The sequence below is a fragment of the Streptomyces sp. NPDC091682 genome, assembly GCF_044756625.1.
Lineage (GTDB): Bacteria > Actinomycetota > Actinomycetes > Streptomycetales > Streptomycetaceae > Streptomyces.
On the sequence record NZ_JBIVTH010000042.1, the window covers coordinates 1 to 25,329 of the forward strand.

At 71.4% G+C, this 25,329-nt stretch carries 20 protein-coding genes; 15 read left to right on the forward strand and 5 right to left on the reverse strand.

Annotated features, from left to right (window positions below; translation table 11 throughout):
- Together ACIQK6_RS41550 and ACIQK6_RS41555 are read right to left on the reverse strand one after the other, a co-directional pair.
- Positions 1-298, reverse strand: a 298-nt coding sequence (locus ACIQK6_RS41550) for an acetyl-coenzyme A synthetase N-terminal domain-containing protein (protein ID WP_402697620.1), incomplete at its 3' end; no start/stop codon positions are given.
- 160 nt (positions 299-458) lie between these two features.
- A complete protein-coding gene (locus ACIQK6_RS41555) occupies positions 459-2,900 on the reverse strand; it encodes a SulP family inorganic anion transporter (RefSeq protein WP_402697622.1) in 2,442 nt (813 codons plus the stop codon).
- A 234-nt stretch (positions 2,901-3,134) separates the two neighbouring features.
- On the opposite strand from ACIQK6_RS41555, the gene ACIQK6_RS41560 reads away from it, so the two are divergent.
- Positions 3,135-4,442 carry a hypothetical protein gene (locus ACIQK6_RS41560; RefSeq protein ID WP_329099890.1) on the forward strand — a complete coding sequence of 436 codons (1,308 nt, stop codon included), beginning with the start codon at positions 3,135-3,137 and terminating at the stop codon, positions 4,440-4,442.
- Here the strand turns inward: ACIQK6_RS41560 and ACIQK6_RS41565 are convergent.
- Positions 4,396-5,418 carry an ATP-binding protein gene (locus ACIQK6_RS41565; protein WP_329099888.1) on the reverse strand — a complete coding sequence of 341 codons (1,023 nt, stop codon included), beginning with the start codon at positions 5,416-5,418 and terminating at the stop codon, positions 4,396-4,398. The two genes, ACIQK6_RS41560 and ACIQK6_RS41565, sit on opposite strands and share 47 nt — an antisense overlap.
- Positions 5,419-5,527: 109 nt before the next feature.
- Here ACIQK6_RS41565 and ACIQK6_RS41570 point away from each other — a divergent pair, with 109 nt between their 5' ends.
- On the forward strand, positions 5,528-6,349 hold the full coding sequence (locus tag ACIQK6_RS41570) for an oxidoreductase (protein ID WP_329099887.1): 822 nt from the start codon (positions 5,528-5,530) through the stop codon (positions 6,347-6,349).
- Positions 6,350-6,755: 406 nt separating this feature from the next.
- Here the strand turns inward: ACIQK6_RS41570 and ACIQK6_RS41575 are convergent, their stop codons facing one another.
- The gene (locus tag ACIQK6_RS41575; protein ID WP_329099886.1) at positions 6,756-7,631 is read right to left on the reverse strand and encodes an HAD-IB family hydrolase; all 876 of its coding nucleotides are present in this window, start codon (positions 7,629-7,631) and stop codon (positions 6,756-6,758) included.
- A 539-nt stretch (positions 7,632-8,170) separates the two neighbouring features.
- On the opposite strand from ACIQK6_RS41575, the gene ssd reads away from it, so the two are divergent.
- Genes ssd through ACIQK6_RS41610 form a run of 7 tightly spaced genes read left to right on the forward strand, consistent with a single transcriptional unit; the run spans position 8,171 to position 13,052 of the window.
- Positions 8,171-9,295: a septum site-determining protein Ssd gene (gene ssd, locus ACIQK6_RS41580; protein ID WP_402697625.1), complete on the forward strand. Its 1,125-nt coding sequence runs from the start codon at positions 8,171-8,173 to the stop codon at positions 9,293-9,295.
- Positions 9,292-10,440, forward strand: coding sequence for a TadA family conjugal transfer-associated ATPase (locus tag ACIQK6_RS41585; RefSeq protein ID WP_329099884.1), 1,149 nt, complete (start codon positions 9,292-9,294; stop codon positions 10,438-10,440). Before ssd ends, ACIQK6_RS41585 begins: the two co-directional genes overlap by 4 nt.
- Complete coding sequence (locus tag ACIQK6_RS41590; protein ID WP_402697627.1) at positions 10,437-11,321, forward strand: type II secretion system F family protein; 885 nt, start codon at positions 10,437-10,439, stop codon at positions 11,319-11,321. The genes ACIQK6_RS41585 and ACIQK6_RS41590 overlap by 4 nt, the downstream gene beginning before the upstream one ends.
- Positions 11,321-12,097, forward strand: coding sequence for a type II secretion system F family protein (locus tag ACIQK6_RS41595; RefSeq protein ID WP_329099881.1), 777 nt, complete (start codon positions 11,321-11,323; stop codon positions 12,095-12,097). Before ACIQK6_RS41590 ends, ACIQK6_RS41595 begins: the two co-directional genes overlap by 1 nt.
- A 49-nt stretch (positions 12,098-12,146) precedes the next feature.
- Positions 12,147-12,344 (forward strand): DUF4244 domain-containing protein, encoded by a 198-nt coding sequence (locus ACIQK6_RS41600; RefSeq protein WP_329099880.1) that lies wholly within the window; start codon positions 12,147-12,149, stop codon positions 12,342-12,344.
- Positions 12,331-12,717, forward strand: coding sequence for a TadE family type IV pilus minor pilin (locus ACIQK6_RS41605; protein WP_329099879.1), 387 nt, complete (start codon positions 12,331-12,333; stop codon positions 12,715-12,717). The genes ACIQK6_RS41600 and ACIQK6_RS41605 overlap by 14 nt, the downstream gene beginning before the upstream one ends.
- Positions 12,714-13,052, forward strand: a complete 339-nt coding sequence (locus ACIQK6_RS41610) for an Rv3654c family TadE-like protein (protein WP_329099877.1) — start codon at positions 12,714-12,716, stop codon at positions 13,050-13,052. The genes ACIQK6_RS41605 and ACIQK6_RS41610 overlap by 4 nt, the downstream gene beginning before the upstream one ends.
- A gap of 64 nt (positions 13,053-13,116) precedes the next feature.
- Here the strand turns inward: ACIQK6_RS41610 and ACIQK6_RS41615 are convergent, their stop codons facing one another.
- Positions 13,117-15,597 carry a DEAD/DEAH box helicase gene (locus tag ACIQK6_RS41615; protein WP_329099876.1) on the reverse strand — a complete coding sequence of 827 codons (2,481 nt, stop codon included), beginning with the start codon at positions 15,595-15,597 and terminating at the stop codon, positions 13,117-13,119.
- Positions 15,598-15,667: 70 nt separating this feature from the next.
- Here ACIQK6_RS41615 and bldG point away from each other — a divergent pair, with 70 nt between their 5' ends.
- The 6 genes from bldG (at position 15,668) to topA (ending at position 25,104) form a co-directional block, all read left to right on the forward strand.
- The gene (bldG, locus tag ACIQK6_RS41620; RefSeq protein ID WP_008743037.1) at positions 15,668-16,009 is read left to right on the forward strand and encodes an anti-sigma factor antagonist BldG; all 342 of its coding nucleotides are present in this window, start codon (positions 15,668-15,670) and stop codon (positions 16,007-16,009) included.
- A 122-nt stretch (positions 16,010-16,131) separates the two neighbouring features.
- Positions 16,132-16,572 (forward strand): ATP-binding protein, encoded by a 441-nt coding sequence (locus ACIQK6_RS41625; protein WP_329099875.1) that lies wholly within the window; start codon positions 16,132-16,134, stop codon positions 16,570-16,572.
- Between the two features lie 267 nt (positions 16,573-16,839).
- A complete protein-coding gene (locus ACIQK6_RS41630) occupies positions 16,840-19,242 on the forward strand; it encodes a sodium-translocating pyrophosphatase (protein WP_329099874.1) in 2,403 nt (800 codons plus the stop codon).
- 164 nt (positions 19,243-19,406) lie between these two features.
- A complete protein-coding gene (locus ACIQK6_RS41635; protein WP_329099873.1) occupies positions 19,407-19,973 on the forward strand; it encodes a small secreted protein in 567 nt (188 codons plus the stop codon).
- Positions 19,974-20,104: 131 nt separating this feature from the next.
- Positions 20,105-21,655, forward strand: a complete 1,551-nt coding sequence (locus ACIQK6_RS41640; RefSeq protein ID WP_329099872.1) for a methyltransferase — start codon at positions 20,105-20,107, stop codon at positions 21,653-21,655.
- 611 nt (positions 21,656-22,266) lie between these two features.
- Positions 22,267-25,104, forward strand: a complete 2,838-nt coding sequence (topA, locus tag ACIQK6_RS41645; RefSeq protein ID WP_329099871.1) for a type I DNA topoisomerase — start codon at positions 22,267-22,269, stop codon at positions 25,102-25,104.
- The last annotated feature ends 225 nt before the right edge of the window (positions 25,105-25,329 follow it).

Consider the following 25,329-nt stretch of genomic DNA (forward strand, 5'->3'; position numbering starts at 1 on the left):
GGTCCACGCAGTTGTACGCGACGTTGAGCTTGCCGTCCGCGAACCACTTCGCGAAGGGCGGGTTCGTCCAGTCGAGCGTCTCGGTCGGCTCGGTGGCCCAGGTCAGCCGCCGGGCCTGCTCGGCCCAGAAGCCCAGCCGGTCCGCGTCGGCCTGTGCATACGCAGCCTCGGTCACATTGGCGGCGGCGGCCAGATCGGCGGGCGGTGCGAACCGCCGCTCCTCCTTGAGCAGATTGGCCAAGCTCTCATTGCTCACGACATCTCCCTTTCCCAGGGTGTCCGTTGTGTCCCCGGGCATAGCTCATCAGTCAGCGGCCCAGGTGACAAGGGGTAGCCGAGAATTGGTTTAGACCTATATCACGATCTGGTCCGCGCGAGAACGGAGTGCGAATGGCCCCTTCCCGCTGCAGGGAGCGGCAAGGGGCCAAACGATTGCACGATTACGGGAGGGTATCGGTTCAGGCGTGCTGGCCCACGCTGTCGAAGACCCGACAGTCGAAGAAGTCCTCGCCCTCGGACAGCAGATACGCCTGAGCCTCGCCCACGTGGAAGTACATCCCGTGCAGTTCCAGGGTGCCTTCGGCGAGTCGCCTGGCCACCGATTCATGGGCCCGCAGGTGCTCCAGTTGCTGGACCACATTGGTCAGGCACAGCTGCTCCACCGCGTCCGCCGGGAGCCGGCCCGAGATCCGGGCCCATGCGTGGTGGCGGCTGGCCATCCGCTCCAGGCTGGGCAGCCCGTGCTTCAGCCAGCGGCGCAGCGGGGTCATCGGGGCGCCGGGCGCGGAGGAGAGCAGGGCCTGCATGGCGCCGCAGCCCGAGTGCCCGCACACCGTGATGCTGTCGACCTGCAGCACGTCCACGGCGTACTCGATGGCCGCGGCGACGGAGTCGTCGGTGGACTCCGCGCCGGGTAGCGGGACCAGATTGCCGACGTTGCGGACCGTGAACAGGTCACCCGGTCCGCTGGCCGTGATCATGCTGGTCACCAGGCGGGAGTCTGCGCAGGTGAGGAAGAGCTGGGAGGGCCGCTGCCCCTCGCGGGCCAGCCGGGCCAGCTCGTCCCGCACGTGAGGTGCGGTGTCGCGCTGGAAGGCGCTGATCCCATTGGCCAGTTGGCCCGCGCCGCGCCGCCGGGGGGAGGGAGAGCCGGACGGTTCGGTGGCGGCCCCCGTTTCCGCCTCGGCGGCCGCCGCGGCTGCCTCGGCCGCGGCTGCGGCAGTGATCGTACGGGTACCCGCGGGGCGGTGGTCGCAGTGGTTCTGCCACGGAGTCCAGGGGCGGCAGCACTGGTGCACGCCGCGCTGCGACGTGCGGCGGGAGCGGTCCGCGTGGTGGCTCCCGTCGTCAGGCGCGTCGTCGGATGCGACTCCGAGCACGGCTCCGGGCGCGGCCTCGGGCAGTCGCGCCGACGCTCCGGCGCGGCCGGTGACCTCCAGCGAGCCTCCGTGCGCCAGGTGGGAATCCTGCCAGTCGTGCAGCGTCTCGTAGGCCGCGTGGTCCATGAACGAGCCGTCCAGCTCGATCACGGCGTGTCCGTCGTGCGGAATCTGGTTCAGCACCCGGCTCAGCCGGGGCACCGCGAGGAAGGTCAACTGTCCACGGGCCTCCACCCGGTGGGCCCCGCCGTCCAGTCGCTCCACGGTGATCCGGGTCCGGGTGAGCCGGTACAGGGCCAGCGCGACGGCCACGGCGATACCGATGGCCACGCCCTCCAGGACCCCGCCGAGCACCACGGCGACGATGGTCGTGCCGTAGACCAGGACCTCCCGGTGCCGGGTGACGCTGCGCAGGTGCGTGATGTTGACCATCTGTACGCCGACCGCCATCACGAGGGCGGCCAGTGCGGCGAGCGGGATCAGGTCGAGGACCGGGACCAGCAGTCCGGCCGCGAGCAGCACCCAGAATCCGTGCAGCATGGACGACTTTCGGCTGACTGCACCGGACTTGACGTTCGCCACACTGCGGACGGCCACACCCGTGATGGGCAGCCCGCCCAGCGCGCCGGAGACGATGTTCGCCGCGCCCTGGCCTCGCAGTTCCCGGTCGAGATCGGCGCGCGGCGGGCGGTTGCCCGTACGGCGCTCGGAGGCGATCAGCTTGTCGGTCGCGACGGAGGAGAGCAGCGATTCCACGCTGCCGACCAGGGTGATGGTCAGTACCGCGGCGATGAGACCGAGGACCGGCCCTTCGGGCAGTTCGGGCAGGGCGTGGCTGCGCCAGGACGGCAGGTCCACCCGCGGCAGGCTGAGCCCGGCCAGCGCGGCGAAGGCCGTGGCCGTGGCGACGGCGGCGAGCGCCGCGGGCACCTTGCGCAGGGCGCGGCCCACCCGACCGGGCAGCCGTGGCCAGCCAAGCAGGACGAGCAGGGTCAGCGCGCTGATGCCCAGCGCGACCGGATGCAGATCGGCCAACTGGCCGGGCAGGCCCACGACGTTGGCCACGGCGTTGCTCTGTGGTGTGCCGCCGAGCACGATGTGCAGCTGGGCCAGCGCGATGGTCACGCCGATGCCCGCGAGCATGCCGTGCACGATGGCCGGGCTGACCATGAGCGCCGACCGGGCGGTGCGCAGCGCGGCGAGGCCGAGTTGGCAGAGGCCGGCGAGCACGGTGATGGCACAGGTGGTGCGCCATCCGTAGCGCTGGATCAACTCGGCGGTGACCACGGTAAGTCCGGCGGCGGGCCCGCTCACCTGGAGTGGAGCGCCACCCAGCCGCCCGGCGACGATCCCGCCGACCGCCGCGGCGACCAGCCCCGCCTGGAGCGGGGCACCGGTGGCCAGGGCGATGCCGAGCGAGAGTGGCAGGGCGATCAGGAAGACGGCGATGGAGGCGGAGAGATCCGCGGGAAGGTCCTTGCGGATCTGTTGGGCGGAGCTCGTGGGGGAGGTGGCTGTCATGGGTTCCCGTCTCCTCTGGGGAGGGATGAAGCGGCGGGATTCTCAACGCTCGGTAAATGAATGGTAATGGAGAGTAAAGGTGAGCGGTGAATAATACGGGCAAATGGCGTACGAATTAGCACTCAAGGGTGATTAAGCATTTTGTCCGGCTTGTCATACCTTCTCTCGAGCGGACCGCATGGGACGTTGCGGCGCGGAAGTCCTGCGATGGAACTGCGAGGGAGAGGTGGGCGGATGATCGCCGCCACGAAGAAGATCGCCGGCGGCCTGGTCGCCACGGCGCTGGTCCTGGGGGTCGCCGGGTGCAGCACCTCTGAACCCGCCAAGTCCCCGGCTCCCGGGGCCCCGAACGCGCTGAAGGGGGCCGCCGCCCCGGAGGCTCCGGGTAGCGTCAACCGGCCCATCGGCGACGGGTCGACCGCGTACACCGGCATGCAGCCGAACGTGCAGAAGCCGCAAAAGCTGGGGCCCGGCGAAAAGCCGCCGCAGTTCGTGGTGTTCTCGTGGGACGGGGCCGGCGAGGACAGTCAGAAGCTCTTCTCGCACTTCCGCGAGGTCGGCAAGAAGTACAACGCCCGCATGACGTACTTCCTCAGCGGCGTCTACATGCTCCCTGAGGAGAAACGTTCCCTCTATACGGCGCCCCAGCATGAGTCCGGCCGCTCCGACATCGGCTTCGGCGACCTCCAGGGCATCAAGGACACCGCCACCCAGGTCCGCGCGGCGTGGCTGGAGGGCAATGAGATCGGCACCCACTTCAACGGGCACTTCTGCGGCCCCGACGGCGGCGTCGGCACCTGGTCCGTGGAGGAGTGGAAGAGCGAGATCAACCAGGCCAAGTCCTTCGTCAAGAACTGGAAGACCAACTCCGGCCTGAAGGACCAGGAGGCGCTCCCCTTCAACTACGACAAGGAGCTCATCGGCGCCCGCACGCCCTGCCTCGAAGGTCAGAAGAACTTCATGCTGGCGGCGAAGGACATGGGCTTCCGCTATGACTCCAGCGGCATCAGCAAGCAGATCTGGCCCAAGAAGACCGACGGGCTCTGGGACATCCCGCTCCAGCTGGTGCCCATGCCGGGGCGTGCCTTCGACACCCTGAGCATGGACTACAACTACATGGTCAACCAGTCCGGGACGACCTCGCAGGGTGACCCCTCCCAGCACGCGTACTGGGGTGACCAGATGCGCGACGGCTTGCGGGAGGCCTTCGACCGCGCCTACCAGGGCAACCGCGCACCGCTGATCATCGGAAATCACTTCGAGTCCTGGAACGGCGGCACCTACATGCGCGCCGTCGAGGAGTCCATCAAGACCATGTGCACCCAGAAGGAGGTCCGCTGCGTTCCGTTCCGGGAGCTGGCGGACTGGCTGGACGCGCAGGACCCGAAGGCCCTGGAGTGGATGCGCACCCTCGACGTCGGGGAGGCGCCGAAGGAGGGCTGGGGGAAGTTCCTGACCGCGGGGCCGCCGGCGGCGCCGGCCGCCCCCGCGGGCGTCAAGCAGGCTGAGGAGCCGGCCGCGGGGAGTGCGGACGAGGGCTGACGAGCGCCTCGGCCCCCTCGCGCAGGACGAATCCGGGGTCGACCTGGTCCGCCAGGTCGACCCCGGTCTTGGCGTTGCCCCAGCTCTCCGCGTTCTTGAGGTGGAAGCTGACCATCTGCTCCGTGTACCGGGCCCAGTCTCGGTGCGCGTACGAGTCGTCGGCTGCGTCCTGGAGCTCCTGGAGGGCGAGCCGGTTGGAGGCTTCGAGTAGCTCGAAGGGGGCCGGCCGGCCCTTCTCCATCGCCCGCACCCAGTCGGAGTGCCCGACGGTGACCAGCAGGTCCTCGCCCACCTCGTCCTGGAGGAACTCGATGTCCTCGGGTCCCTGCACCTTGTTGCCGATGACCTTGAGCGCGACCCCAAAGTCCCGCGCGTACTCCTTGTACTGGCGGTAGACGGAGACGCCCTTGCGGGTCGGTTCGGCGACCAGGAAGGTCACGTCGAAGCGGGTGAACATGCCCGAGGCGAAGGAGTCCGAGCCGGCCGTCATGTCGACGACCACGTACTCGTCAGGACCGTCGATCAAGTGGTTGAGGCAGAGCTCGACCGCCCCGACCTTGGAGTGGTAGCAAGCCACGCCCAAGTCGGCCTCGGTGAACGGCCCGGTCGCCATGAGGCGTACGGGCTCCCCGTCGAGCAGGAGCGTGCGCGCGCAGGCCTCGTACACCGGGTTGTCCTCGGTGACGCGCAGCAGGCGCGATCCACGGCCGGGCGGGGTGGTTTTGATCATCGAGTCGGCGGACGGGATGCGCGGGTTGGAACCGCGCAGGTACTCCTTGATCAGGGGCAGGTGCGCGCCGAGGGCCGGCAGTTCGTCGGCCTCCTCCTCGGTGAGTCCGAGCGCGGCGCCCAGATGTTGGTTGATGTCGGCGTCCACCGCGACGACGGGGGCTTCATTGGCGGCGAGGTGGCGGATGAAGAGGGAGGACAGGGTCGTCTTGCCGCTGCCGCCCTTTCCCACGAAAGCGATCTTCATGTTCACCAAGCGTAGCGGTTCGATAGCACTGTGTTGTCAAGGTGAGTGAAGAAGACCACTCCAAGGAGGGGTCGGTGCTATGGGTGCCCAGTGCGTAGGCTCCCTACTTATGAGTAGCGCTTCTGACCCGCTGGCCCCTCTGGCCGGACTGCCCGGTGTGGCCGAATCCGTGGATTCCGTACGCAAGGCCGTGGACCGCGTCTACGGGCACCGGGTGATGCGTCGCCGCAGCGGTGAGATCACCTCGGAGGCCGCCCTGCGCGGCGCCCGCGGGAGCGCGGCGCTGTCCGGTGCGGACTGGGCGTTGGAGGAGGTGCGCCGTCGGACCGACTTCGGTTCGGAGCCGGAGGCGCTGACGGTGGGCGCGGCACTGCGGCTCACGGCGGAGGCCGGCCAGTTGCTGAGCATCTGGCGCCAGTCGCCGCTCCGGGTCCTGGCGCGGCTGCACCTGGTGGCGTGCGGGTCGACGGCGGACGGCGATGTCGTGGGCCGTCCCCGGCTGGCGGGCGAGCCGGTGACCGAACCCCTGGTGGAACTCCCGCTCCCGAGCGCTGAGGAGGTGGCCGGCCGCCTCGACGGGCTGTCCCGCCTGATCATCGCGGGCGGTTCCGCCCCGGCCCTGATCACGGCCGCGGTGGTGCACGGCGAACTGCTGGCGCTGCGTCCGTTCGCCTCGTACAACGGGCTGGTCGCGCGGGCGGCCGAGCGGATCGTCCTGATCAACAGCGGCCTGGACCCCAAGGCCATCTGCCCGGCGGAGGTCGGCCACGCGGAGCAGGGGAACGACGCCTACCTGGCCGCCTTCGAGGGCTACGTTTCCGGGACCGCGGAGGGCATGTCCGCCTGGATCGCGCACTGCGGCCGGGCGGTCGAGCTGGGTGTCCGCGAGTCGACGGCGGTCTGCGAAGCCCTGCAGCGGGGTGCGGCCTGAGCCGCCCGTTCTACCGTTCTGCCCGTTCGGCCCCTTGTCTGAGTCGTTCGGACCCCGGACATGGGTTGCGGCGACACCGTCTTGCTTTGGTGTCGCCGCTGGCATTTACGCCCAGTTACCAAGCGTCCTCGATAGTTGCCCATCAGGTCGGGGTCTTTGCCCGTTACCTGGTGCGGCTGGCCCGTAATCGACGGGTCGACGTCGCGTGGGTGCTCGGCGCTCATGCTCCGGTCCGTGGGCCTTACTGCGTTTTAAAGATGATCCTCTCGGATGTTCTTTGGTCTCGCGGGCCGTTGCTTTATTTGTACTCCGCTTCGGAGCCATGCGAAACCCCTAGCTCCACTTTTTACTTTCCGGGACGACCGAGGGCGAACCGGACAGTCTTTATCCGTGCAGGTCAGGACATTCAGGCAGAGCCGGCTGAGGCCAGTGCATGGGCGCGGCGCCGGCTCGCGTACCAGACCAGCCCGGCCGTGGCGGCTGCCGCGCCCACCGCCGCCGCGGCGACCAGGGCGGGCCGGGTCGGCATGGACAGCCCGGGAAGGCGCTGCTTCAGCCGTACGGGCCGGTTGAAAACCAGGACCGGCCACTCGCGCGCCACGGCTTCCCGCCGCAGTGCCCGGTCGGGGTTGACGGCGTGCGGGTGTCCGACGGCTTCGAGCATCGGGACGTCGGTGGCCGAGTCGCTGTAGGCGTAGCAGCGGGTGAGGTCGTACCCCTCGGACTCCGCGAGCTCGCGTACCGCCTCCGCCTTGGTGGGCCCGTAGGCGTAGTACTCGATCTCACCGGTGAAGCAACCGTCCTCACCCACGACCATGCGGGTGGCGACGACCCGGTCCGCGCCGAGCATCTCCCCGATGGGCTCGACGACTTCCGCGCCGGAGGTGGACACGATCACCACGTCGCGGCCCGCGGTGTGGTGGGCCTCGATCAGGGACGCGGCCTCGTCGTAGATGATCGGGTCGATGAGGTCGTGCAGGGTCTCGGCGACGATCTCCCGCACCTGCTGCACGTTCCACCCCTTGCAGAGGGCGGACAGGTACTCCCGCATCCGTTCCATCTGATCGTGGTCGGCACCGCCGGCCAGGAAGATGAACTGGGTGTACGCGGTGCGCAACACGGCTCGCCGGTTGATCAGGCCGCCTTGGTAGAAGGACTTGCTGAACGTCAAGGTGCTCGACTTCGCAATGACCGTCTTGTCCAGGTCGAAGAAGGCTGCGGTGCGAGGCGAGGAGTGCGGCAAGGGCTGATTTTCCACGCCTCGAGCATATGCGCCCACCATTCGGCGTAAGGTGTGGCGCGTGGGTTTGCCTGAGAAGGCTCTCGGGTACACCATGGAAGTCACGGATCGTTCGCGACCGTGCTAACCCGGTCTGGCTCCTCCCCCCCCGAGTCGGACCGTGGGGACGACCCCCGCTCTCCCCCCCGGCGGGGGTCGTCGCATGTCCGGACGCGGTTCGCGTCCCTGCCTTCGGCTCCAAGTGACCATCCTTCGGCCCCTCCTCTTGTGTGGGGCCGACGCGGCGAAGGCCCTCACCACACCAGACTCGTGACGGTGCGTAGTGGTTCCGCCGCGCTCCGGAACTCACCTGAGTGGGTGACCGAGTTATTCACAACCGATGCGTTGTCCACAGTTATCCAACAAGATCCACTTCTTTTTCCTGATCGCTGCACGGTGATTCCAGCCGCGAAGTCCGTGGCGGAAGCATTTGCAGCGAGAAGGGGGCGGAGATCGTGGCCCGATCGAAGTCGTGTGAAACGCGGGAGTCCGTGGTCGGCGGAAGGGGAACGGGGGTCGGGGCGGGCCCCGGAACCGGTTCCGTGGCCGGATCCGCGCCCGGCGGCGGACGGCCGCTGATCATCACCGAGGACCCGCTGCTGCTCGACGATCTGCTGAGGCTGTGTGCCGCGGCGGGTGCCGAGCCGCACGTGCACCACGAGGTTCCCGAGCAGGACGGGGCCGTCGGGGCCCTCGAGGTGGGCGGCGGGGCGCGGAGCGCGGGATGGGAATCCGCGCCGCTCGTGCTGGTGGGTGACGACGCCGCGCGACGGGTGCGCGGGGCACCGCGCAGGGCCGGTGTGTTCCTCGTCGGCCGGGACCTGGACGACCCCCAGGTGTGGCAACGGGCGGTGGAGATCGGCGCCGAGGAGGTGTTGCGGCTCCCCGATGCCGAGAGTCGGCTCGTCGACCGCATCGCCGATGTCGTGGAGGGGGCCGGGCGCCCCGCCCTCGCCGTGGGGGTGATCGGCGGCAGCGGTGGCGCCGGGGCCTCCACCCTCGCCTGCGCGCTCGCCGTGCGGGCCGCCCGCGCCGGAGAACGGACCATCCTCATCGACGGCGACCCGTTGGGGGGTGGCATGGACGTCCTGCTCGGGGGCGAGAGCGCCGAAGGACTGCGCTGGCCGGACTTCGCGGCCTCGCGCGGCCGGGTCGGCGCCGGAGCGCTGGAGGAGTCCCTGCCCGAGCTGCACGACCTGCGCGTGCTCAGCTGGGACCGCGGTGACCGGGTGGTGGTGCCGCCCGCCGCGATCCGGTCCGTGGTGGCTGCCGCACGCCGCCGGGGCGGGGTCGTGGTGGTCGACCTCCCGCGGCGGGTCGACGAAGCCGTGGCCGAGGTGCTGGCCCAGCTCGACCTGGTGCTGATGGTCGTGCCGGGCGAGTTGCGGTCGGTGGCCGCCGCGGGCCGGGTGGCGGCCGGGGTCCGGATGGTGGCCCGGGACGTGCGGGTCGTCGTACGGGGACGCTGCGCGGGCGGCCTCGATCCGGAGTCCGTGGCCGGGCTGTTGGGGGCACCGCTGGCCGGGGAGGTGCCCGTAGAGGTGGGGCTCCCGGGACGGGCGGCCGAGGGCGAACCGCCGGGGACGCAGGGGAAGGGCCCGTTGGCCCGCTTCTGCGACGGCTTCTGGCAGCGGGCGCTCGGCTCCGCCCAGGGGGTGCCGGCATGAGCGCGGTGCTCCTGGACGCGGTGCGCCGGCGGCTCGCCGAGACCGGGGCGGAACCGACCCCGGCACGGGTGGCGGCAGCCCTACGGGCCCAGGGCAGGCTGCTCGGGGACGCCGAAGTGCTCGGTGTGGCCGCCGAGTTACGGTCCGAGCTGGTCGGCGCAGGGCCGCTGGAGGCGCTGCTCGGCGATCCGGAGGTCACCGATGTGCTGGTGGCGGCCCCCGACCGGGTGTGGGTGGACCGCGGTGGTGGCCTGGAGCTGACCGGAGTGACCTTCGCCGACGCCGAGGCCGTGCGCAGGCTCGCCCAGCGGCTGGCCGCCGTCGCGGGGCGGCGCCTCGACGACGCCCGGCCCTGGGTGGACGCCCGGATGCCCGACGGCACCCGGCTGCACGCCGTGCTGCCCCCGGTCTCGGTCGGTTCGGCCTGCCTCTCGCTGCGGGTGGTGCGGCCGCGGGCGTTCACGCTGGAGGAGCTCGTCGCCGCGGGGACACTGCCGCCCGGTGGGCAGCACCTGCTCCGGGACATGGTCGAGGCGCGGCTGTCGTTCCTCGTCTCCGGCGGTACCGGAACGGGCAAGACCACCCTGCTCAGCGCCCTGTTGGGGCTGGTCGGTCCCGGCGAGCGGATCGTGTTGGCCGAGGACTCGGCCGAGCTGCGCCCCGACCATCCGCACGTGGTGCGGCTGGAGACCCGGCCGGCCAACCAGGAGGGGGCGGGGCTGGTCACCCTGGCGGACCTGGTTCGCCAGGCGCTGCGGATGCGGCCCGACCGGCTGGTGGTGGGCGAGGTGCGGGGTGCCGAGGTGGCGGACCTGCTCGCCGCCCTGAACACCGGGCACGAGGGGGGTTGCGGGACGGTCCACGCCAATGCCGCGGCCCGTGTCCCCGCCCGGCTGGAGGCGCTCGGAACGGCCGCCGGGCTCGACCGGGCGGCCCTGCACAGCCAGTTGGCCGCGGCGCTGACCCTGGTGCTGCACTTGGTCCGGGACCGGGAGGGACGGCGCCGACTGGCCGAGGTGCACGTGTTGGAGCGGGACGCCGCAGGACTGGTGGTCACCGTACCGGCGCTGCGCTGGGCCGCCCGGGGCTTCGTGCGGGAGCGGGGCTGGGAACTGCTCCGCCCGCTGTTGCGGGGCGTCCGGTGAGCGCGGGGGCGGGGCTGCCGGTGCCGCTGTTCGCCGGGGTGCTGTGCGCCGGCGCGGCCGCTTGGGGGCTGGCCGGTGGCGACCGGGTGTCCCGGCGGGTCCAGGTGGTCCTCGCTGCGGCCGGTCCGGTGGTTCCGGTCGGTCCGCTGCGTCGGGAGCGGCTGCTGATCGCGGTACGGGTGCGGGCAGCGCGGTGGCGGGAGTGGGTCAGTCTCGCGGCGGGGCTGCTGGTGGCGGTGCTCGGCGGGTCGGTGATCCCGCTGCTGGCGGGGGCGGCGGGGGTGCCGCTGGTGCGCCGGTGGCTGCGGGTACGGGCGCGGGAGCGGGCCCGGGCGGCGCGGGCCGCAGAGGTGGTGGCCCTGTGCGGGGCGGTGGTGGGCGAGCTGCGGGCGGGAGCTCAGCCCGGGCAGGCGCTGACGGCCGCCCTGCGCAGGACGGTCGTCGGCCCCGGCGGGTCGGGTGCGGCGGAGACGGGCGTGCTGGCTGCCGCGGCCTTCGGCGGGGACGTGACCGGTGCGTTGCGCCAGGCGGCGCGGGAGTCCGGGGCGGAAGGGCTGGGCGGGATGGCGGCTTGCTGGCGGGTGTCGGTCGACGGCGGCGCGGGACTGGCCGCCGGACTGGAACGGCTGGAGGGGGCCCTGCGGGCCGAGCGGGACCGGCAGGAGTCGCTGCGGGCCCAGTTGGCGGGGGCGCGGTCGACGGTGTTGGTGCTCGCCCTGCTGCCGCTGGTGGGTCTGCTGATCGGCACCGGTCTGGGCGCGGATCCGTTGCGGGTGCTGCTGCACACGCCGATGGGATGGGGGTGCCTGCTGGCCGGCGGGGTGTTGGAGGCGCTCGGGCTGTTGTGGTGCCGGCGGATCGTCCGAGCGGGGGAGCGCTGATGGGCAGCTTCGTCGTCCACAGGTTGGGGATCGCCGCCTGCTTGGCCGTGGTCTCGCTGTGGTGGGTGTCAGCGGTGATGGCGCGGTTCCGGACGCGGGCGATCGCGCGCAGGGCCGCAGCCCTGTTGGGAGCTGGACCGGGACTTCGAAGGCCGGTGTTCGGCTCCGCGCTGAGGGGTGTGGTGGCCGCGTGGGCCGGGTCCGTCGGGGCGCTGCTGGCGGGCTGGGTGCTCGTGGGCGGGGTGACGGGTGTGGCTGTCGGCGGCCTGGCCGCGTTCGGTGTGCGGCGGTGGCAGGCCAGGGCGCGGCCATCGGTCGGAGCTGATGTGCAGGAGGTGGAGCGTCAGTTGCCTTTCGCCGCAGACCTGTTGGCCGCGTGCCTGGCGGCCGGGGCGGGCCCGGTGGAGGCCGCGGAGGTGGTGGGGGAGTCGCTGGGCGGCCCGGTGGGTGACCAGCTGGCGAGAGCCGGGGCGGAGCTGCGGCTCGGCGGCGAACCGGGCGCCGGGTGGGGGAGGTTGGCGGAGATACCGGGCGCCCGGGCGCTCGCGGAGTGCCTGGAACGGGCCGCGCGGACGGGGGCGCCCGCGGCGGAGCCGGTCTCCCGGCTCGCGTCCGGGCTCAGAGAGGACCGGGCCCGCACGGTGGGAGCGCGGGCGCAGCGGGCGGCGGTTCTCGTCACCGCACCGGTGGGGCTGTGTTTCCTCCCCGCTTTTCTCGCGATCGGAGTCGCTCCGGTGGTGATCGGTATGGCCTCGGGACTTCTCTCGAGCACCTGAAGTCGCATGGGCCACAGACAGCAACAGCGGAAATTCACAGGAGGTTGTCATGAGGATCATCTGGTTTCGTGTACGGACGGCGCTCGGGGCGCACGGGGGCGACAAGGGGATGTCCACGTCGGAATACGCGATGGGAACGATCGCGGCCTGCGCATTCGCGGCCGTCCTCTACAAGGTGGTGACGAGTGAAGTCGTCTCCACGGCCCTTCAGTCGACCATCGGAAAGGCGCTCGATGTGCCGTTCTGAGGGCAAGTCACAGCGCATCCGGGGAAAGTCGGACCGCGGATACGTGACGGCGGAGGCCGCCCTGGTGATTCCGGCACTGGTGCTGTTCGCGGCGCTGCTGGTGTGGGCCCTGATGGCGGCGGCCGCGCAGATCCGGTGTGTGGACGCGGCCCGGGCCGGAGCCCGGGCGGCGGCCAGGTCGGAGCCCGTGGAGGTGGTGGAGGCGGCGGCCCGGGAGGCCGCCCCGCCGGGAGCGCGGGTGGAGCTGGAGCGGACGGGTGACCTCTGGCGGGTCCGGGTGGCGGCGAAGGCGCCCGGGCCGGGCGGGCTGCCGGTACGGCTCGGCGCGCAGGCGGTGGCCCTGGCGGAGGACAGCGTGGGGCCGCCGCCGTGAGCCGGGACCGGGGTTCGGCCACGGTCTGGGCGGCGCTGGTGGCGACGGTGCTGGCTGCGGTGTTCGGCGGGGTGCTGCTGCTCGGCCAGGCCGTCGTGGCTCGCCACCGGGCGGCGGCGGCCGCCGACCTGGCGGCGCTCGCGGCGGCGGCCACCTGGGCCCACGGGCCGGAGACGGCGTGCGCGGCGGCCCTGCGGGTGGCCCGGGCGCAGGGCGCGGCGCTCGGCGCGTGCCTGCTCCGGGGCGAGGTCGCCGAGGTCACCGCCCGGGTCGCGGCGGGCCCGTTCGCGGCGACGATCCGGGCCCGGTCGGGCCCGCCCGGCCCGCCGGGCTGAGGCCCTGGGGACCGGGGAACCGGCGGACCGGGTACGGGGCCGCGTCGGGCCCGTTCAGGCCTGGTCAGGGCTCGGAGGGGGCGGCGGGTGGGGCGGCCGGTGATTCGGAGAGGAGGCGTGTCAGGAGGCGGATGGCGCCGCGCTTGTGCAGGGGTTCGTTGCCGTTGCCGCACTTGGGGGACTGGATGCAGGAAGGGCAGCCGGCTTCGCACTCGCAGGCCGCGATCGCGTCACGGGTCGCCGTCAGCCAGGCACGGGCGGTGCTGAAGGCGCGCTCCGCGAAGCCGGCGCCGCCGGGGTGACCGTCGTAGACGAAGACCGTGGGGAGGAGGGTGTCGGGATGCAGCGGTACGGAGACGCCGCCGATGTCCCAGCGGTCGCAGGTGGCGAACAGCGGGAGCATGCCGATGGAGGCGTGCTCGGCGGCGTGCAGGGCGCCGCCGAGGATCTCCGGGTTGATCCGGGCCTCGTCGAGTTGGTCCTCGGTCACCGTCCACCACACGGCCCGGGTGCGCAGGGTGCGGGGCGGCAGGTCGAGCTTGGCCTCGCCCAGCACCTCGCCGGTGATCAGCTTGCGGCGCAGATAGGAGACGACCTGGTTGGTGACCTCGACGGAGCCGAAGCAGAGCCGGGCCGAGCCCCACGGGATCTCGGTCTCGGTCTCCAAGACGGAGATGGAGGTGGTGTCACGGGCCGTGGTGGAGAAGGGCGGGTCCGCCTGTTCCACGAGGGCCGCCGCATCCTCCAGGTCCAGGTGCTTCACGAGATACGTGCGGCCCTGGTGGAGGTGGACGGCCCCCTCGTGGACGGCGGTGTGGGCCGCCGACTCGTCGACCGTACCCAGCAGCCGGCCGGTCGAGGCCTCGACGATCTGCACCGGGCGGCCGCCGCCACCCCGGATGTCCGTCAGGTCCGAGGCCCGTTCCCGGCGGGTCCAGTGCCAGGCGGTCGCCCGGCGGCGCAGCAGCTTCGCCGCTTCGAGCTGGGGGAGGAGGTCCACGGTCGCCGGGCCGAAGAGTTCCAGGTCCGCCTCGGTCAGCGGGAGCTCCGCCGCCGCCGCGCACAGGTGGGGGGCGAGGACGTACGGGTTGTCGGGGTCCAGGACGGTGGCCTCCACCGGTTGCCGGAACAGCGCCTCCGGATGGTGGACGAGGTAGGTGTCCAGCGGGTCGTCCCGGGCGATCAGCACGGCCAGGGCGCCCTGGCCCGAGCGCCCCGCGCGGCCCGCCTGCTGCCACAGGGAGGCCCTCGTACCCGGGTAGCCGGTGATCAGGACGGCGTCCAGGCCGGAGACGTCCACACCCAGCTCCAGGGCCGTCGTGGCGGCCAGTCCGAGCAGCTCGCCGGAGTGCAGGGCCCGCTCCAGGGCCCGGCGCTCCTCGGGGAGGTATCCGCCCCGGTAGGCGGCGACCCGGCGGGTCAGGGACCGGTCGACCGACGCGAGCCGTTCCTGGGTGATCACGGAGATCAGCTCGGCGCCGCGCCGGGAGCGGACGAAGGCGACCGTTCGGACCCCCTGGACGACCAGGTCGGTCAGCAGGTCGGCCGTCTCGGCGGTGGCCGTCCGGCGTACGGGCGCGCCCTTTTCGCCGCGCAGCTCGGTGAGCAGCGGCGGCTCCCAGAGGGCGAAGACCACCTCGCCCCGCGGTGAGGCGTCGTCGGTGATTTCGATCACCCGTACGCCGGTCAGCCGCGACGCGGCCGCCGCCGGGTCGCTCGCGGTGGCGGAGGCCAGCAGGAAGACGGGTTCCGCGCCGTAGCGGGCGCACAGCCGTCGCAGTCGGCGCAGCACCTGTGCCACGTGGGAGCCGAAGACCCCGCGGTAGGTGTGGCACTCGTCGATCACGACGTAGCGCAGGGCACGCAGGAAGGACGACCAGCGCGGGTGGGCCGGGAGGATCCCGCGGTGCAGCATGTCGGGGTTGGTCAGGACGTAGTTCGCGTACTGGCGCACCCACTCGCGTTCCTCGACGGGCGTGTCCCCGTCGTAGACCGCGGGGCGCACGGCGTTGCCCAGCGGGGCGGCCAGTTCCCGTACCGCGCGCCGCTGGTCGGCCGCCAGGGCCTTGGTGGGGGCCAGGTACAGGGCGGTCGCGCCCCGGCCGTTCGGGGCCCCGGCGCCGTCCGCGAGGGCCGAGAGCACGGGCGCCAGGTAGGCGAGGGACTTGCCAGAGGCGGTTCCGGTGGCCACGACCACGGACGTTCCGTCGAGGGCGAGCTCGGCCGCCGCGGCCTGGTGTTCCCACGGATGGTCGATTCCGGCCGATCCGATCGCGGCTACGACGTCTGTTCGGATGCGGTCCGGCCAGACTGCATGACGACCCGCCCGAGGGGGCAAGTGCTCCGTATGAGTGATGCGCGCAGCACGCGAAGGCCCCCGTGACAGGCGGTCCAGGACCGTGTCGGGAGCGGGTCGTGGGTCCGTGCGCGCCGTGGGCCGTCCGGGACCAGATGTGTTGGCCATTGGAACCGAGTGTGCCACCGGCGTGCGGGACAATGGTCCGAAGGCGTCGTGCGCGCCTGCCGGTAAGTGATTGAATGCCATCGCGGCAGCCAATCCCTCGCCTACCTTCGGGTGAGGGGGCGTCGCTCGATAGCAAGGTGCTGGAGGATCCGTGGACCTGTCCCTGTCGACTCGCACTGTCGGCGACCGTACGGTCGTGGAGGTCGGTGGCGAGATTGATGTGTATACCGCGCCCAAGCTGCGCGAGCAGTTGGTCGAGTTGGTGAACGACGGCAGCTACCACCTGGTTGTCGACATGGAGCGGGTGGACTTCCTCGACTCCACCGGCCTCGGTGTGCTGGTGGGAGGCCTCAAGCGCGTTCGTGCGCACGAGGGCTCGCTCCGTCTGGTGTGCAACCAGGAGCGCATCCTGAAGATCTTCCGCATCACCGGTCTGACCAAGGTGTTTCCGATCCACACCACGGTGGAAGACGCCGTCAACGCCACCGACTGACGGCTCCGCGCGGCCCCCTGTGGCCTTCGGGCGGCAGGGAGCCGACAAGGAGAGCGGGGGTACCGGGCCATGGTTGGCCCGGGCCCCTGTCAAGGCACGCCCGTAGTCCGAGGGGGATGCGCATGGCCACCGTTGAACTGCGCTTCAGCGCCCAGCCCGAACACGTCCGGACGGCCCGCCTGGTCGCAGCCGCCGTGGCGCGCCGGGTCGGCGTGGACGAAGCCGTCCTCGACGAGGTCCGCCTCGCCGTGGGCGAGGCCTGTTCGCGTGCCGTCGGACTCCATCGGAGCAACGGACTGACCGCGCCCGTCCGGGTGGTGCTGATCGAGGAGGACAAGACGTTCTCCATCGAGGTCGGCGACGAGGTCCCCGGGCCGTCCGGTAGCGCGGCCGACGCGGTGTCCGGCATCACCGCCGTCCTGGAGTCCGAGGGCGAGACCGAGGACGAGATGGGTCTCGCGGTGATCAGCGGGCTCGTCGACGACGTCGAGGTGAGCAGCGGGGAATCGGGCGGGACCATCCGGATGAGCTGGCCCGTCTCCGGAGTTTCCGAGCTTCCTTGAGATCCACTGTGATCTGCTTCGTGCGCAATCCTTCGTATCTTCGGATCTTTATCAAGGCCCTGCTGAGCAGGGCCTTTTTCATTTCCCTAGATCAATGATGGGGCGTCAATGCCTTTGTCCCATTACCCCTTTCGGGGGTAATGGAGTGACGCGATCTATTGCTGAGGAGCGAGAGCGCGCCAATTGCGTTTCCTGCGCACTGTTTTGATCGGGGCGCGCTCCCTACAATCCGTCCACATCTTGAGCTCATCACGTCAAGGAGGACGAATGACGGGGCTCTTCACCCCTATCGCGCCCGATCGCACCACAGATCTGGCAGCCGCAGTACTCACCGATGACAATCGGCTCATCGTGATCGTCATTGCGGCCGTGGCACTCGCCGCACTCGTCGTCGCGCAGATCCTGGTCCGCCAGGTCCTCGCCGCCGACGAGGGAACCGACAGCATGAAGAAGATCGCCGCAGCCGTCCAGGAAGGCGCCAACGCCTACCTCGGCCGCCAGTTGCGCACCCTCGGCATCTTCGCCGTCGTGGTCTTCTTCCTGCTCTTCCTGCTCCCCGCCGACGACTGGACGCAGCGGGGCGGGCGCTCCGCCTTCTTCCTCGTGGGCGCCATCTTCTCGGCCGCCACTGGGTACATCGGCATGCGTCTGGCGGTCCGCGCCAACGTCCGTGTCGCCGCTGCCGCACGCGAGGCCACCCCGGCCGAGGGGGAGCCCGCCAAGGACCTGACCGAGGTCTCCCACAAGGCGATGAAGATCGCCTTCCGGACGGGCGGCGTCGTCGGCATGTTCACCGTCGGCCTCGGCCTCCTCGGCGCCTCCTGCGTCGTCCTGGTCTACGCCGCCGACGCCCCCAAGGTCCTGGAGGGCTTCGGTCTCGGCGCCGCACTGATCGCGATGTTCATGCGCGTGGGCGGCGGAATCTTCACCAAGGCCGCCGACGTCGGCGCCGACCTGGTCGGCAAGGTCGAGCAGGGCATTCCGGAGGACGACCCGCGCAATGCCGCGACCATCGCCGACAACGTGGGCGACAACGTCGGAGACTGCGCCGGAATGGCGGCCGACCTCTTCGAGTCCTACGCCGTCACCCTGGTGGCCGCGCTCATCCTCGGCAAGGCCGCCTTCGGCGACCTGGGCCTCGCCTTCCCGCTGATCGTGCCCGCGATCGGCGTCATCACCGCGATGATCGGCATCTTCGCGGTCTCCCCGCGCCGCAGCGACCGCAGCGGCATGACCGCCATCAACCGCGGGTTCTTCATCTCCGCCGTGATCTCCCTGGCGCTGGTCGCGATCGCCGTCTACGCCTACCTGCCGGCCACCTACAAGGAGCTCGTCGGCGTCGAGAACCCGGCGATCACCAACCACGCCGGTGACCCGCGGATCCTGGCCGTCGTCGCCGTCGCCATCGGCATCGTGCTCGCGGCCCTGATCCAGCAGCTGACCGGCTACTTCACCGAGACCAACCGGCGCCCCGTCCGGGACATCGGCAAATCCTCGCTGACGGGAGCCGCCACCGTCGTCCTCGCCGGAATCTCGGTGGGCCTGGAGTCCGCCGTCTACACGGCCCTGCTCATCGGCCTCGGCGTCTACGGCGCGTTCCTGCTCGGCGGCACGTCGATCCTGCTCGCACTCTTCGCCGTGGCCCTGGCCGGCACCGGCCTGCTCACCACCGTCGGCGTCATCGTCGCCATGGACACCTTCGGGCCCGTCTCCGACAACGCCCAGGGCATCGCCGAGATGTCCGGCGACGTCGAGGGCGCCGGTGCGCAGGTCCTGACCGACCTGGACGCCGTGGGCAACACCACGAAGGCCATCACCAAGGGCATCGCCATCGCCACGGCGGTGCTCGCCGCGGCGGCGCTGTTCGGTTCGTACAACGACGCGATCGCCGCAGCGGTCAAGGAAGTCGGCGCCAAGGCCGGGGAGCTGAACCTCAGCCTGGACATCGCACAGCCCAACAACCTCGTCGGGCTGATCCTGGGCGCGGCCGTCGTGTTCCTGTTCTCCGGGCTCGCCATCAACGCCGTCTCCCGCTCCGCGGGCGCCGTCGTCTACGAGGTGCGCCGGCAGTTCCGCGAGCACCCCGGGATCATGGACTACACCGAGAAGCCCGAGTACGGGCGCGTCGTGGACATCTGCACCAAGGACGCGCTGCGCGAGCTCGCCACGCCCGGCCTGCTCGCCGTGCTCACCCCCATCGCCGTGGGCTTCTCCCTCGGCGTGGGCGCGCTCGGCGCCTTCCTCGCCGGTGCCATCGGCACCGGCACCCTGATGGCGGTCTTCCTCGCCAACTCCGGTGGCGCGTGGGACAACGCGAAGAAGCTCGTCGAGGACGGCCACCACGGCGGCAAGGGCAGCGAGGCCCACGCCGCCGTCGTCATCGGCGACACGGTCGGCGACCCGTTCAAGGACACCGCGGGTCCCGCGATCAACCCGCTGCTCAAGGTCATGAACCTGGTGGCGCTGCTGATCGCCCCCGCGGTCGTGCAGTTCAGCTACGGCGGGGACAGCAGCCCGGTCGTGCGGGCGGTCGTCGCGGTCCTCGCGATCGGGGTCATCATCGCCGCGGTGTACATCTCCAAGCGCCGCGGCATCGCCGTCGGCGACGAGACCGAGGGCGGAGCCGCCGAGCGGGTGGCCCAGCAGGCCGACCCCGCGACGGTCTCCTGACCCGAGGTTCGGGCAGCGGTACGGGCAGGGCCGGGCAGGGCCGGCCGGTACGCCCGAAAGGCGGATGGGCGGCGCGGACTCACGCGCCGTCTGTCCGCCTTTGTGCGTCTCCGTAGGCCGGGCGTGTATCTTCCGGGCCGAGAGCCTTCGAAGGGACCAATCCGGTGAACAAGAAGATTGCGGCCGCGTTGTCGGGCGGTGCGGCGCTGATGCTCGTCCTGTCCGGATGCGGCGGGGACGAGACCGACCAGAAGGCCGGCTCCTGGGCCAAGAAGGTCTGTGACCAGTGGCAGCCTCAGATCGAGAAGATCGAAGCCGCCAACGTCGAGATCAAGCGGGTGGCCTCGGAGAGCAGCAAGCCCGAAGAGGTCCAGAAGACCGACTCGGCGGCGTTCGCGACCATGACCGAGTCGTACAAGGCGATGGCGGACGCCCTGCGGTCGGCGGGCGTCCCGCCGGTCAAGAACGGCGCCGCGACCCAGGACGCGGCCGCCAAGGGCTTCGAGACGACCTCCACGGGCTACGCCGACCTGAAGGCGAAGACCGACGCCCTCGACCCACAGGACAAGACGAAGTTCGCCGACGGCCTCAAGGAGGTCGCGGGCGGGCTCAAGGACGTGACGAAGGGCGGCCAGGACGCCCTTGCCCAGCTCAAGGCTGGCGGCCTCGGCCCGGCGATCAACAGCCAGAAGGGCTGTCAGGTCGCGACGGCGCCGGCGTCCGGCCAGTAGCACGGCCGGCCCGCGCGGGCGGTGCTGCGCGCGGTACGTCGCTCAGGGCGGCCGGGGTCCCGGAAGGGCCGCGGCCGCCCTCGTGCGTCCGCGGCCCGGTGTGATCGGCAGGACGGGTCCCAGCGGACACAATGGGACGCGTGAGTACCACCAGTCTCCCCAAGCCCGACCGTGCCCCCGAGCTCCGCGCCGCCCTGCTCGCCGCCGGTTTCACCGCCGACGGGCTGCTCGACCTGCTCGGCGCCCCCGCCTACGCCGCGCTGGCCCGCAGCGAGACCGTTCCCGCCCTGCGCGCCACGCGCGGCCCGGGCGACGGAGCGCTCGCGAGCCTGGTCCGGCTGTTTCTGCTCCAGCAGCCGGAGCCGTACGTGCACGCCGCGGAGGCGATGCCGGTCGAGGCCGCCCTGACCGACGGTTGGCTGCGGCGCGAGGAGGTCGCCGACGGCGAGGACACGGTGCACGCCACCGTCGACGTGCGCCCGTACGGCGGCCCGGACGGCGAGGACTGGTTCATCGTCTCCGACCTCGGCTGCTCCGTCGGAGGGGCCGGCGGGATCGGCAGCCGGGGGCGTCAGCCGGGCACAGCCGTGGTCCTCGGCGTCGGCGGCGCCTCCACCACCCTGGCCGGGATCACCGTCCGCACCCCGGTCGGCTCCGCCCTCGACGTCGGCACCGGATCCGGAATCCAGGCGCTGCACGCGTCCCGGCACGCCACCCGGGTCACCGCCACCGACGTCAACCCCAGGGCCCTGGAATTCACCCGTTTGACGCTGGCCCTGTCCGGGGCCCCGGAGGCCGAGCTGCTCGCCGGGTCGCTGTTCGAGCCGGTCGGCGAGGCCACGTACGACCTCATCGTGTCGAACCCGCCGTTCGTGATCTCCCCGGGCGCCCGGCTGACCTACCGGGACGGCGGTATGGGCGGCGACGACCTGTGCCGGACCCTGGTCCAGGAGGCCGGCGCGCGGCTGAACCCGGGCGGGTACGCGCAGTTCCTCGGCAACTGGCAGCACGTGGAGGGCGAGGACTGGCACGATCGGCTGCGTTCCTGGGTGCCGCGCGGCTGCGACGCCTGGATCGTGCAGCGCGACGTGCAGGACGTGACGCAGTACGCAGAACTGTGGCTGCGCGATGCGGGCGACCACCGGACCGACCCCGCCGAGTACACCCGGCGGTACGAGGACTGGCTGGACGAGTTCGAGGCCCGCGGGACCAAGTCCGTCGGCTTCGGATGGATCACCTTGCGCCGGACGGACGCGGCCGACCCCTCGATCGTGATCGAGGAGTGGCCCCACACGGTGGAGCAGCCGCTCGGCGAGGCCGTCCTGGCCCACTTCGCGCGCCAGGACTACCTGCGGCAGCACGACGACGCAGCCCTGTTGGAGGCCCATTTCGCGCTCGCAGAGGAAGTGGTCCAGGAGCAGGTCGGCGCGCCCGGCGCGGAGGATCCGGAACACGTCGTGCTCCGGCAGAACCGCGGAATGCGGCGCGCCACCAAGGTCGACACGGTCGGCGCCGGCTTCGCCGGAGTGTGTGACGGCTCACTGAGCGCGGGCCGGATCCTGGACGCGATCGCGCAGCTGGTCCAGGAGGACCCGATCGTGCTGCGGGACCGCACTCCGGAGGCCATCCGGCTGCTGGTCGAGCAGGGCTTCCTGGACCCCGTGGCGGGCCCCGCGCAGTAGTCGACCCCGGGATGTAACCCGGGGTTCGCCCGATGTATCCACAGGGCTGCCAGTCTCCTGGGCAGGGGGATCCGGGGGGATCCCGAGAGCGGCCCGGGGGCAAGGGGAATCGGCGCGGAACACGGTCCGGCGATCTTCGCGGCGGCCGCGTTCCCGCTGTTCGGGGCCGCTCAGCAGGCCTGGCGGGGGCGCGTGCTCTTCCACCGTGCGCTGGTGGCGGAGGGCACGCGCCCCGTCTCGGCCGAAGCACCGACGGGGCTCGTCCGCAGGGTGGCGAAGGCCCCGGGACCGGGGCGCCCCGCGCAGTTCCGGCGCCGAGATCGAAGGACCCGTCCGGACCGGAACGCGGCCGGGGATCCGGTCCGGAAAGCCGAGGTCGCAGCAGGCCCGGGACCTGGCGCGAAGGCGCGGCCAGACGGCCCCCCGGCCACCCTGCCCGGTGATCGGGAACGCCCCGGCGCGGCATCCGGGCGGCAGAAACGGCACTTGTCGGGTTACCGTTCGAGTGGCCGTTGCGGGCTTCTGCCGTTTGACACGGGGGCGGGTTGTACCGTCACACTCCGCAGCGTCGCCGTACTGCGACCGAGTGCCGACCGGAGAGAAGAGCCAAGTTGTCCCCGACTAGCGAGACCGCAAAGGGCGGCCGCCGACTCGTCATCGTCGAGTCCCCAGCCAAGGCGAAGACGATCAAGGGCTACCTCGGCCCCGGATACGTCGTCGAGGCGAGCGTCGGGCACATCCGCGACCTCCCGAACGGCGCGGCCGAGGTTCCCGACAAGTACACCGGTGAGGTCCGCCGCCTCGGTGTGGACGTCGAGCACGACTTCCAGCCGATCTACGTCGTCAACGCGGACAAGAAGGCCCAGGTCAGGAAGCTCAAGGAGCTGCTGGCCGAGTCCGACGAACTCTTCCTCGCCACCGATGAGGACCGCGAGGGCGAAGCCATCGCGTGGCACCTGCAGGAAGTCCTCAAGCCCAAGGTTCCCGTCCACCGGATGGTCTTCCACGAGATCACCAAGGACGCGATCCGCGACGCCGTCGCCAACCCGCGCGAGCTGAACCAGCGCATGGTCGACGCCCAGGAGACCCGCCGCATCCTCGACCGCCTCTATGGCTACGAGGTCTCGCCGGTCCTGTGGAAGAAGGTCATGCCGCGGCTGTCGGCCGGGCGCGTCCAGTCGGTGGCCACCCGCCTCGTCGTCGAGCGGGAGCGCGAGCGCATCGCCTTCCGCTCCGCCGAGTACTGGGACCTGACCGGCACCTTCTCCACCGGCCGCGCCGGTGACGCCTCCGACCCGTCGAACCTGGTCGCCCGCCTGAACACGGTGGACGGCAAGCGCGTCGCGCAGGGCCGTGACTTCGGCCCGAACGGGCAGCTCAAGAGCGAGGTCCTGCACCTCGACGAGGCGAACGCGCGGGCCCTGGCCGCCGCGCTGGCGGACACCTCGTTCGCGGTCCGGTCGGTCGAGTCCAAGCCGTACCGCCGCTCCCCGTACGCCCCGTTCCGCACGACGACGCTCCAGCAGGAGGCCTCGCGCAAGCTGGGCTTCGGTGCGAAGGCGACGATGCAGGTGGCGCAGAAGCTGTACGAGAACGGCTTCATCACCTACATGCGTACCGACTCCACCACGCTGTCCGACACCGCGGTGTCGGCGGCCCGGGCGCAGGTCACCCAGCTGTACGGGGCCGACTACCTGCCGGAGAAGCCGCGCGTCTACGCCGGCAAGGTCAAGAACGCGCAGGAGGCGCACGAGGCGATCCGTCCTTCGGGTGATCGTTTCCGCACCCCGGCCGAGACGGGTCTGACCGGCGACCAGTTCCGCCTGTACGAGCTGATCTGGAAGCGGACCGTCGCCTCCCAGATGAAGGACGCGGTCGGCAACAGCGTCACCGTGAAGATCGGCGGCCGCGCCTCGGACGGACGCGACGCCGAGTTCAGCGCCTCCGGCAAGACGATCACCTTCCACGGCTTCATGAAGGCGTACGTCGAGGGCGCGGACGACCCGAACGCCGAGCTCGACGACCGCGAGCGTCGTCTGCCGCAGGTCGCGGAGGGTGACGCGCTGGCCGCCGAGGAGATCACGGCGGACGGCCACTCGACCAAGCCGCCGGCCCGCTACACCGAGGCCTCGCTGGTCAAGGAGCTCGAAGAGCGCGAGATCGGCCGCCCGTCGACGTACGCGTCGATCATCGGCACGATCCTCGACCGCGGGTACGTCTTCAAGAAGGGCACGGCGCTCGTGCCGTCCTTCCTGTCGTTCGCCGTGGTGAACCTGCTGGAGAAGCACTTCGGGCGGCTCGTCGACTACGACTTCACCGCGAAGATGGAGGACGACCTCGACCGCATCGCGCGGGGCGAGGCCCAGTCCGTGCCGTGGCTGAAGCGGTTCTACTTCGGCTCGGAGGACGCCACCGAGGTCGTGCCGGCCGACGGGGACCACCTCGGCGGTCTGAAGGAGCTGGTCACGGACCTCGGCGCGATCGACGCCCGGGAGATCTCCTCCTTCCCGGTCGGCGAGGGCGTCGTGCTGCGCGTCGGCCGCTACGGGCCGTACGTGGAGCGCGGCGAGAAGGACGCGGAGGGCCACCAGCGCGCCGATGTCCCGGACGACATGGCTCCGGACGAGCTGACGGTCGAGTACGCGGAGGAGCTGTTCGCCAAGCCGAGCGGCGAGTTCCAGCTCGGCAAGGACCCGGTCAGCGGGAACGAGATCGTCGCCAAGGACGGTCGCTACGGGCCGTACGTGACGGAGATCCTCCCCGAGGGCACGCCCAAGACCGGCAAGAACGCGGTCAAGGCGCGCACCGCCTCGCTCTTCAAGACGATGAGCCTGGACACGGTCACGCTCGACGACGCCCTGAAGCTGATGTCGCTGCCGCGCGTGGTCGGCGCCGACGCGGAGGGCGTGGAGATCACGGCCCAGAACGGTCGCTACGGCCCGTACCTGAAGAAGGGCACGGACTCGCGGTCGCTGGAGACCGAGGACCAGCTCTTCTCGATCACGCTGGACGAGGCCCTCGCGATCTACGCGCAGCCCAAGCAGCGCGGCCGGGCCGCGGCCAAGCCGCCGCTGAAGGAGCTGGGCACCGACCCGGTCAGCGAGAAGCCGGTCGTGGTCAAGGACGGCCGCTTCGGCCCGTACGTGACGGACGGCGAGACGAACGCGACGCTGCGGCGGGACGACGACGTCGAGACGATCACGCCGGAGCGGGGCTACGAGCTGCTCGCGGAGAAGCGGGCGAAGGGCCCGGCCAAGAAGGTCGCGAAGAAGGCCCCCGCTAAGAAGGCCCCGGCGAAGAAGGCCCCGGCCAAGAAGGCGACGGCGACGAAGGCCGCCGCTGCGAAGAAGACGACGGCGGCCAAGAAGACCACCACGGCCGCGAAGAAGACCACGGTCAAGAAGGCGACGGCGAAGAAGACGGCCGCCGCCCCGGCCGCGGACGAGTAGTCGCTCCGAGAGCCCCGTGCCCGGCACGGGGCTCTCGTGCGTCCGGCCCCGGGCAGTCCGGCCCCGCCCGGGTCGCCCTCGGCCCCGCCGGCGTTCGAGGCACGGGGGCCGCGGTCCCCCGCAACGCTCCCCCCCCCGTTATGTTTTTCGCGGTCCTGCAATGGGGCCGCTGGCCTCCGGGCCCGGTATGACTGTGTCCCCTCTGTCGGACGAATGACCTGGGGG

Coding starts and splice junctions, on each gene's coding strand:
- ACIQK6_RS41605 (WP_329099879.1), top strand. CDS start 12,331: ATGTGCCGTTCTGAGGGCAAGTCACAGCGCATCCGGGGAAAGTCGGAC.
- ACIQK6_RS41555 (WP_402697622.1), bottom strand. CDS start 2,900: ATGACAGCCACCTCCCCCACGAGCTCCGCCCAACAGATCCGCAAGGAC.
- ACIQK6_RS41570 (WP_329099887.1), top strand. CDS start 5,528: ATGAGTAGCGCTTCTGACCCGCTGGCCCCTCTGGCCGGACTGCCCGGT.
- ACIQK6_RS41565 (WP_329099888.1), bottom strand. CDS start 5,418: ATGAAGATCGCTTTCGTGGGAAAGGGCGGCAGCGGCAAGACGACCCTG.
- ACIQK6_RS41600 (WP_329099880.1), top strand. CDS start 12,147: ATGAGGATCATCTGGTTTCGTGTACGGACGGCGCTCGGGGCGCACGGG.
- ACIQK6_RS41640 (WP_329099872.1), top strand. CDS start 20,105: ATGGGACGCGTGAGTACCACCAGTCTCCCCAAGCCCGACCGTGCCCCC.
- ACIQK6_RS41560 (WP_329099890.1), top strand. CDS start 3,135: ATGATCGCCGCCACGAAGAAGATCGCCGGCGGCCTGGTCGCCACGGCG.
- ACIQK6_RS41625 (WP_329099875.1), top strand. CDS start 16,132: ATGGCCACCGTTGAACTGCGCTTCAGCGCCCAGCCCGAACACGTCCGG.
- ACIQK6_RS41630 (WP_329099874.1), top strand. CDS start 16,840: ATGACGGGGCTCTTCACCCCTATCGCGCCCGATCGCACCACAGATCTG.
- ACIQK6_RS41595 (WP_329099881.1), top strand. CDS start 11,321: ATGGGCAGCTTCGTCGTCCACAGGTTGGGGATCGCCGCCTGCTTGGCC.
- ACIQK6_RS41615 (WP_329099876.1), bottom strand. CDS start 15,597: ATGGCATTCAATCACTTACCGGCAGGCGCGCACGACGCCTTCGGACCA.
- ACIQK6_RS41585 (WP_329099884.1), top strand. CDS start 9,292: ATGAGCGCGGTGCTCCTGGACGCGGTGCGCCGGCGGCTCGCCGAGACC.
- ACIQK6_RS41575 (WP_329099886.1), bottom strand. CDS start 7,631: ATGGTGGGCGCATATGCTCGAGGCGTGGAAAATCAGCCCTTGCCGCAC.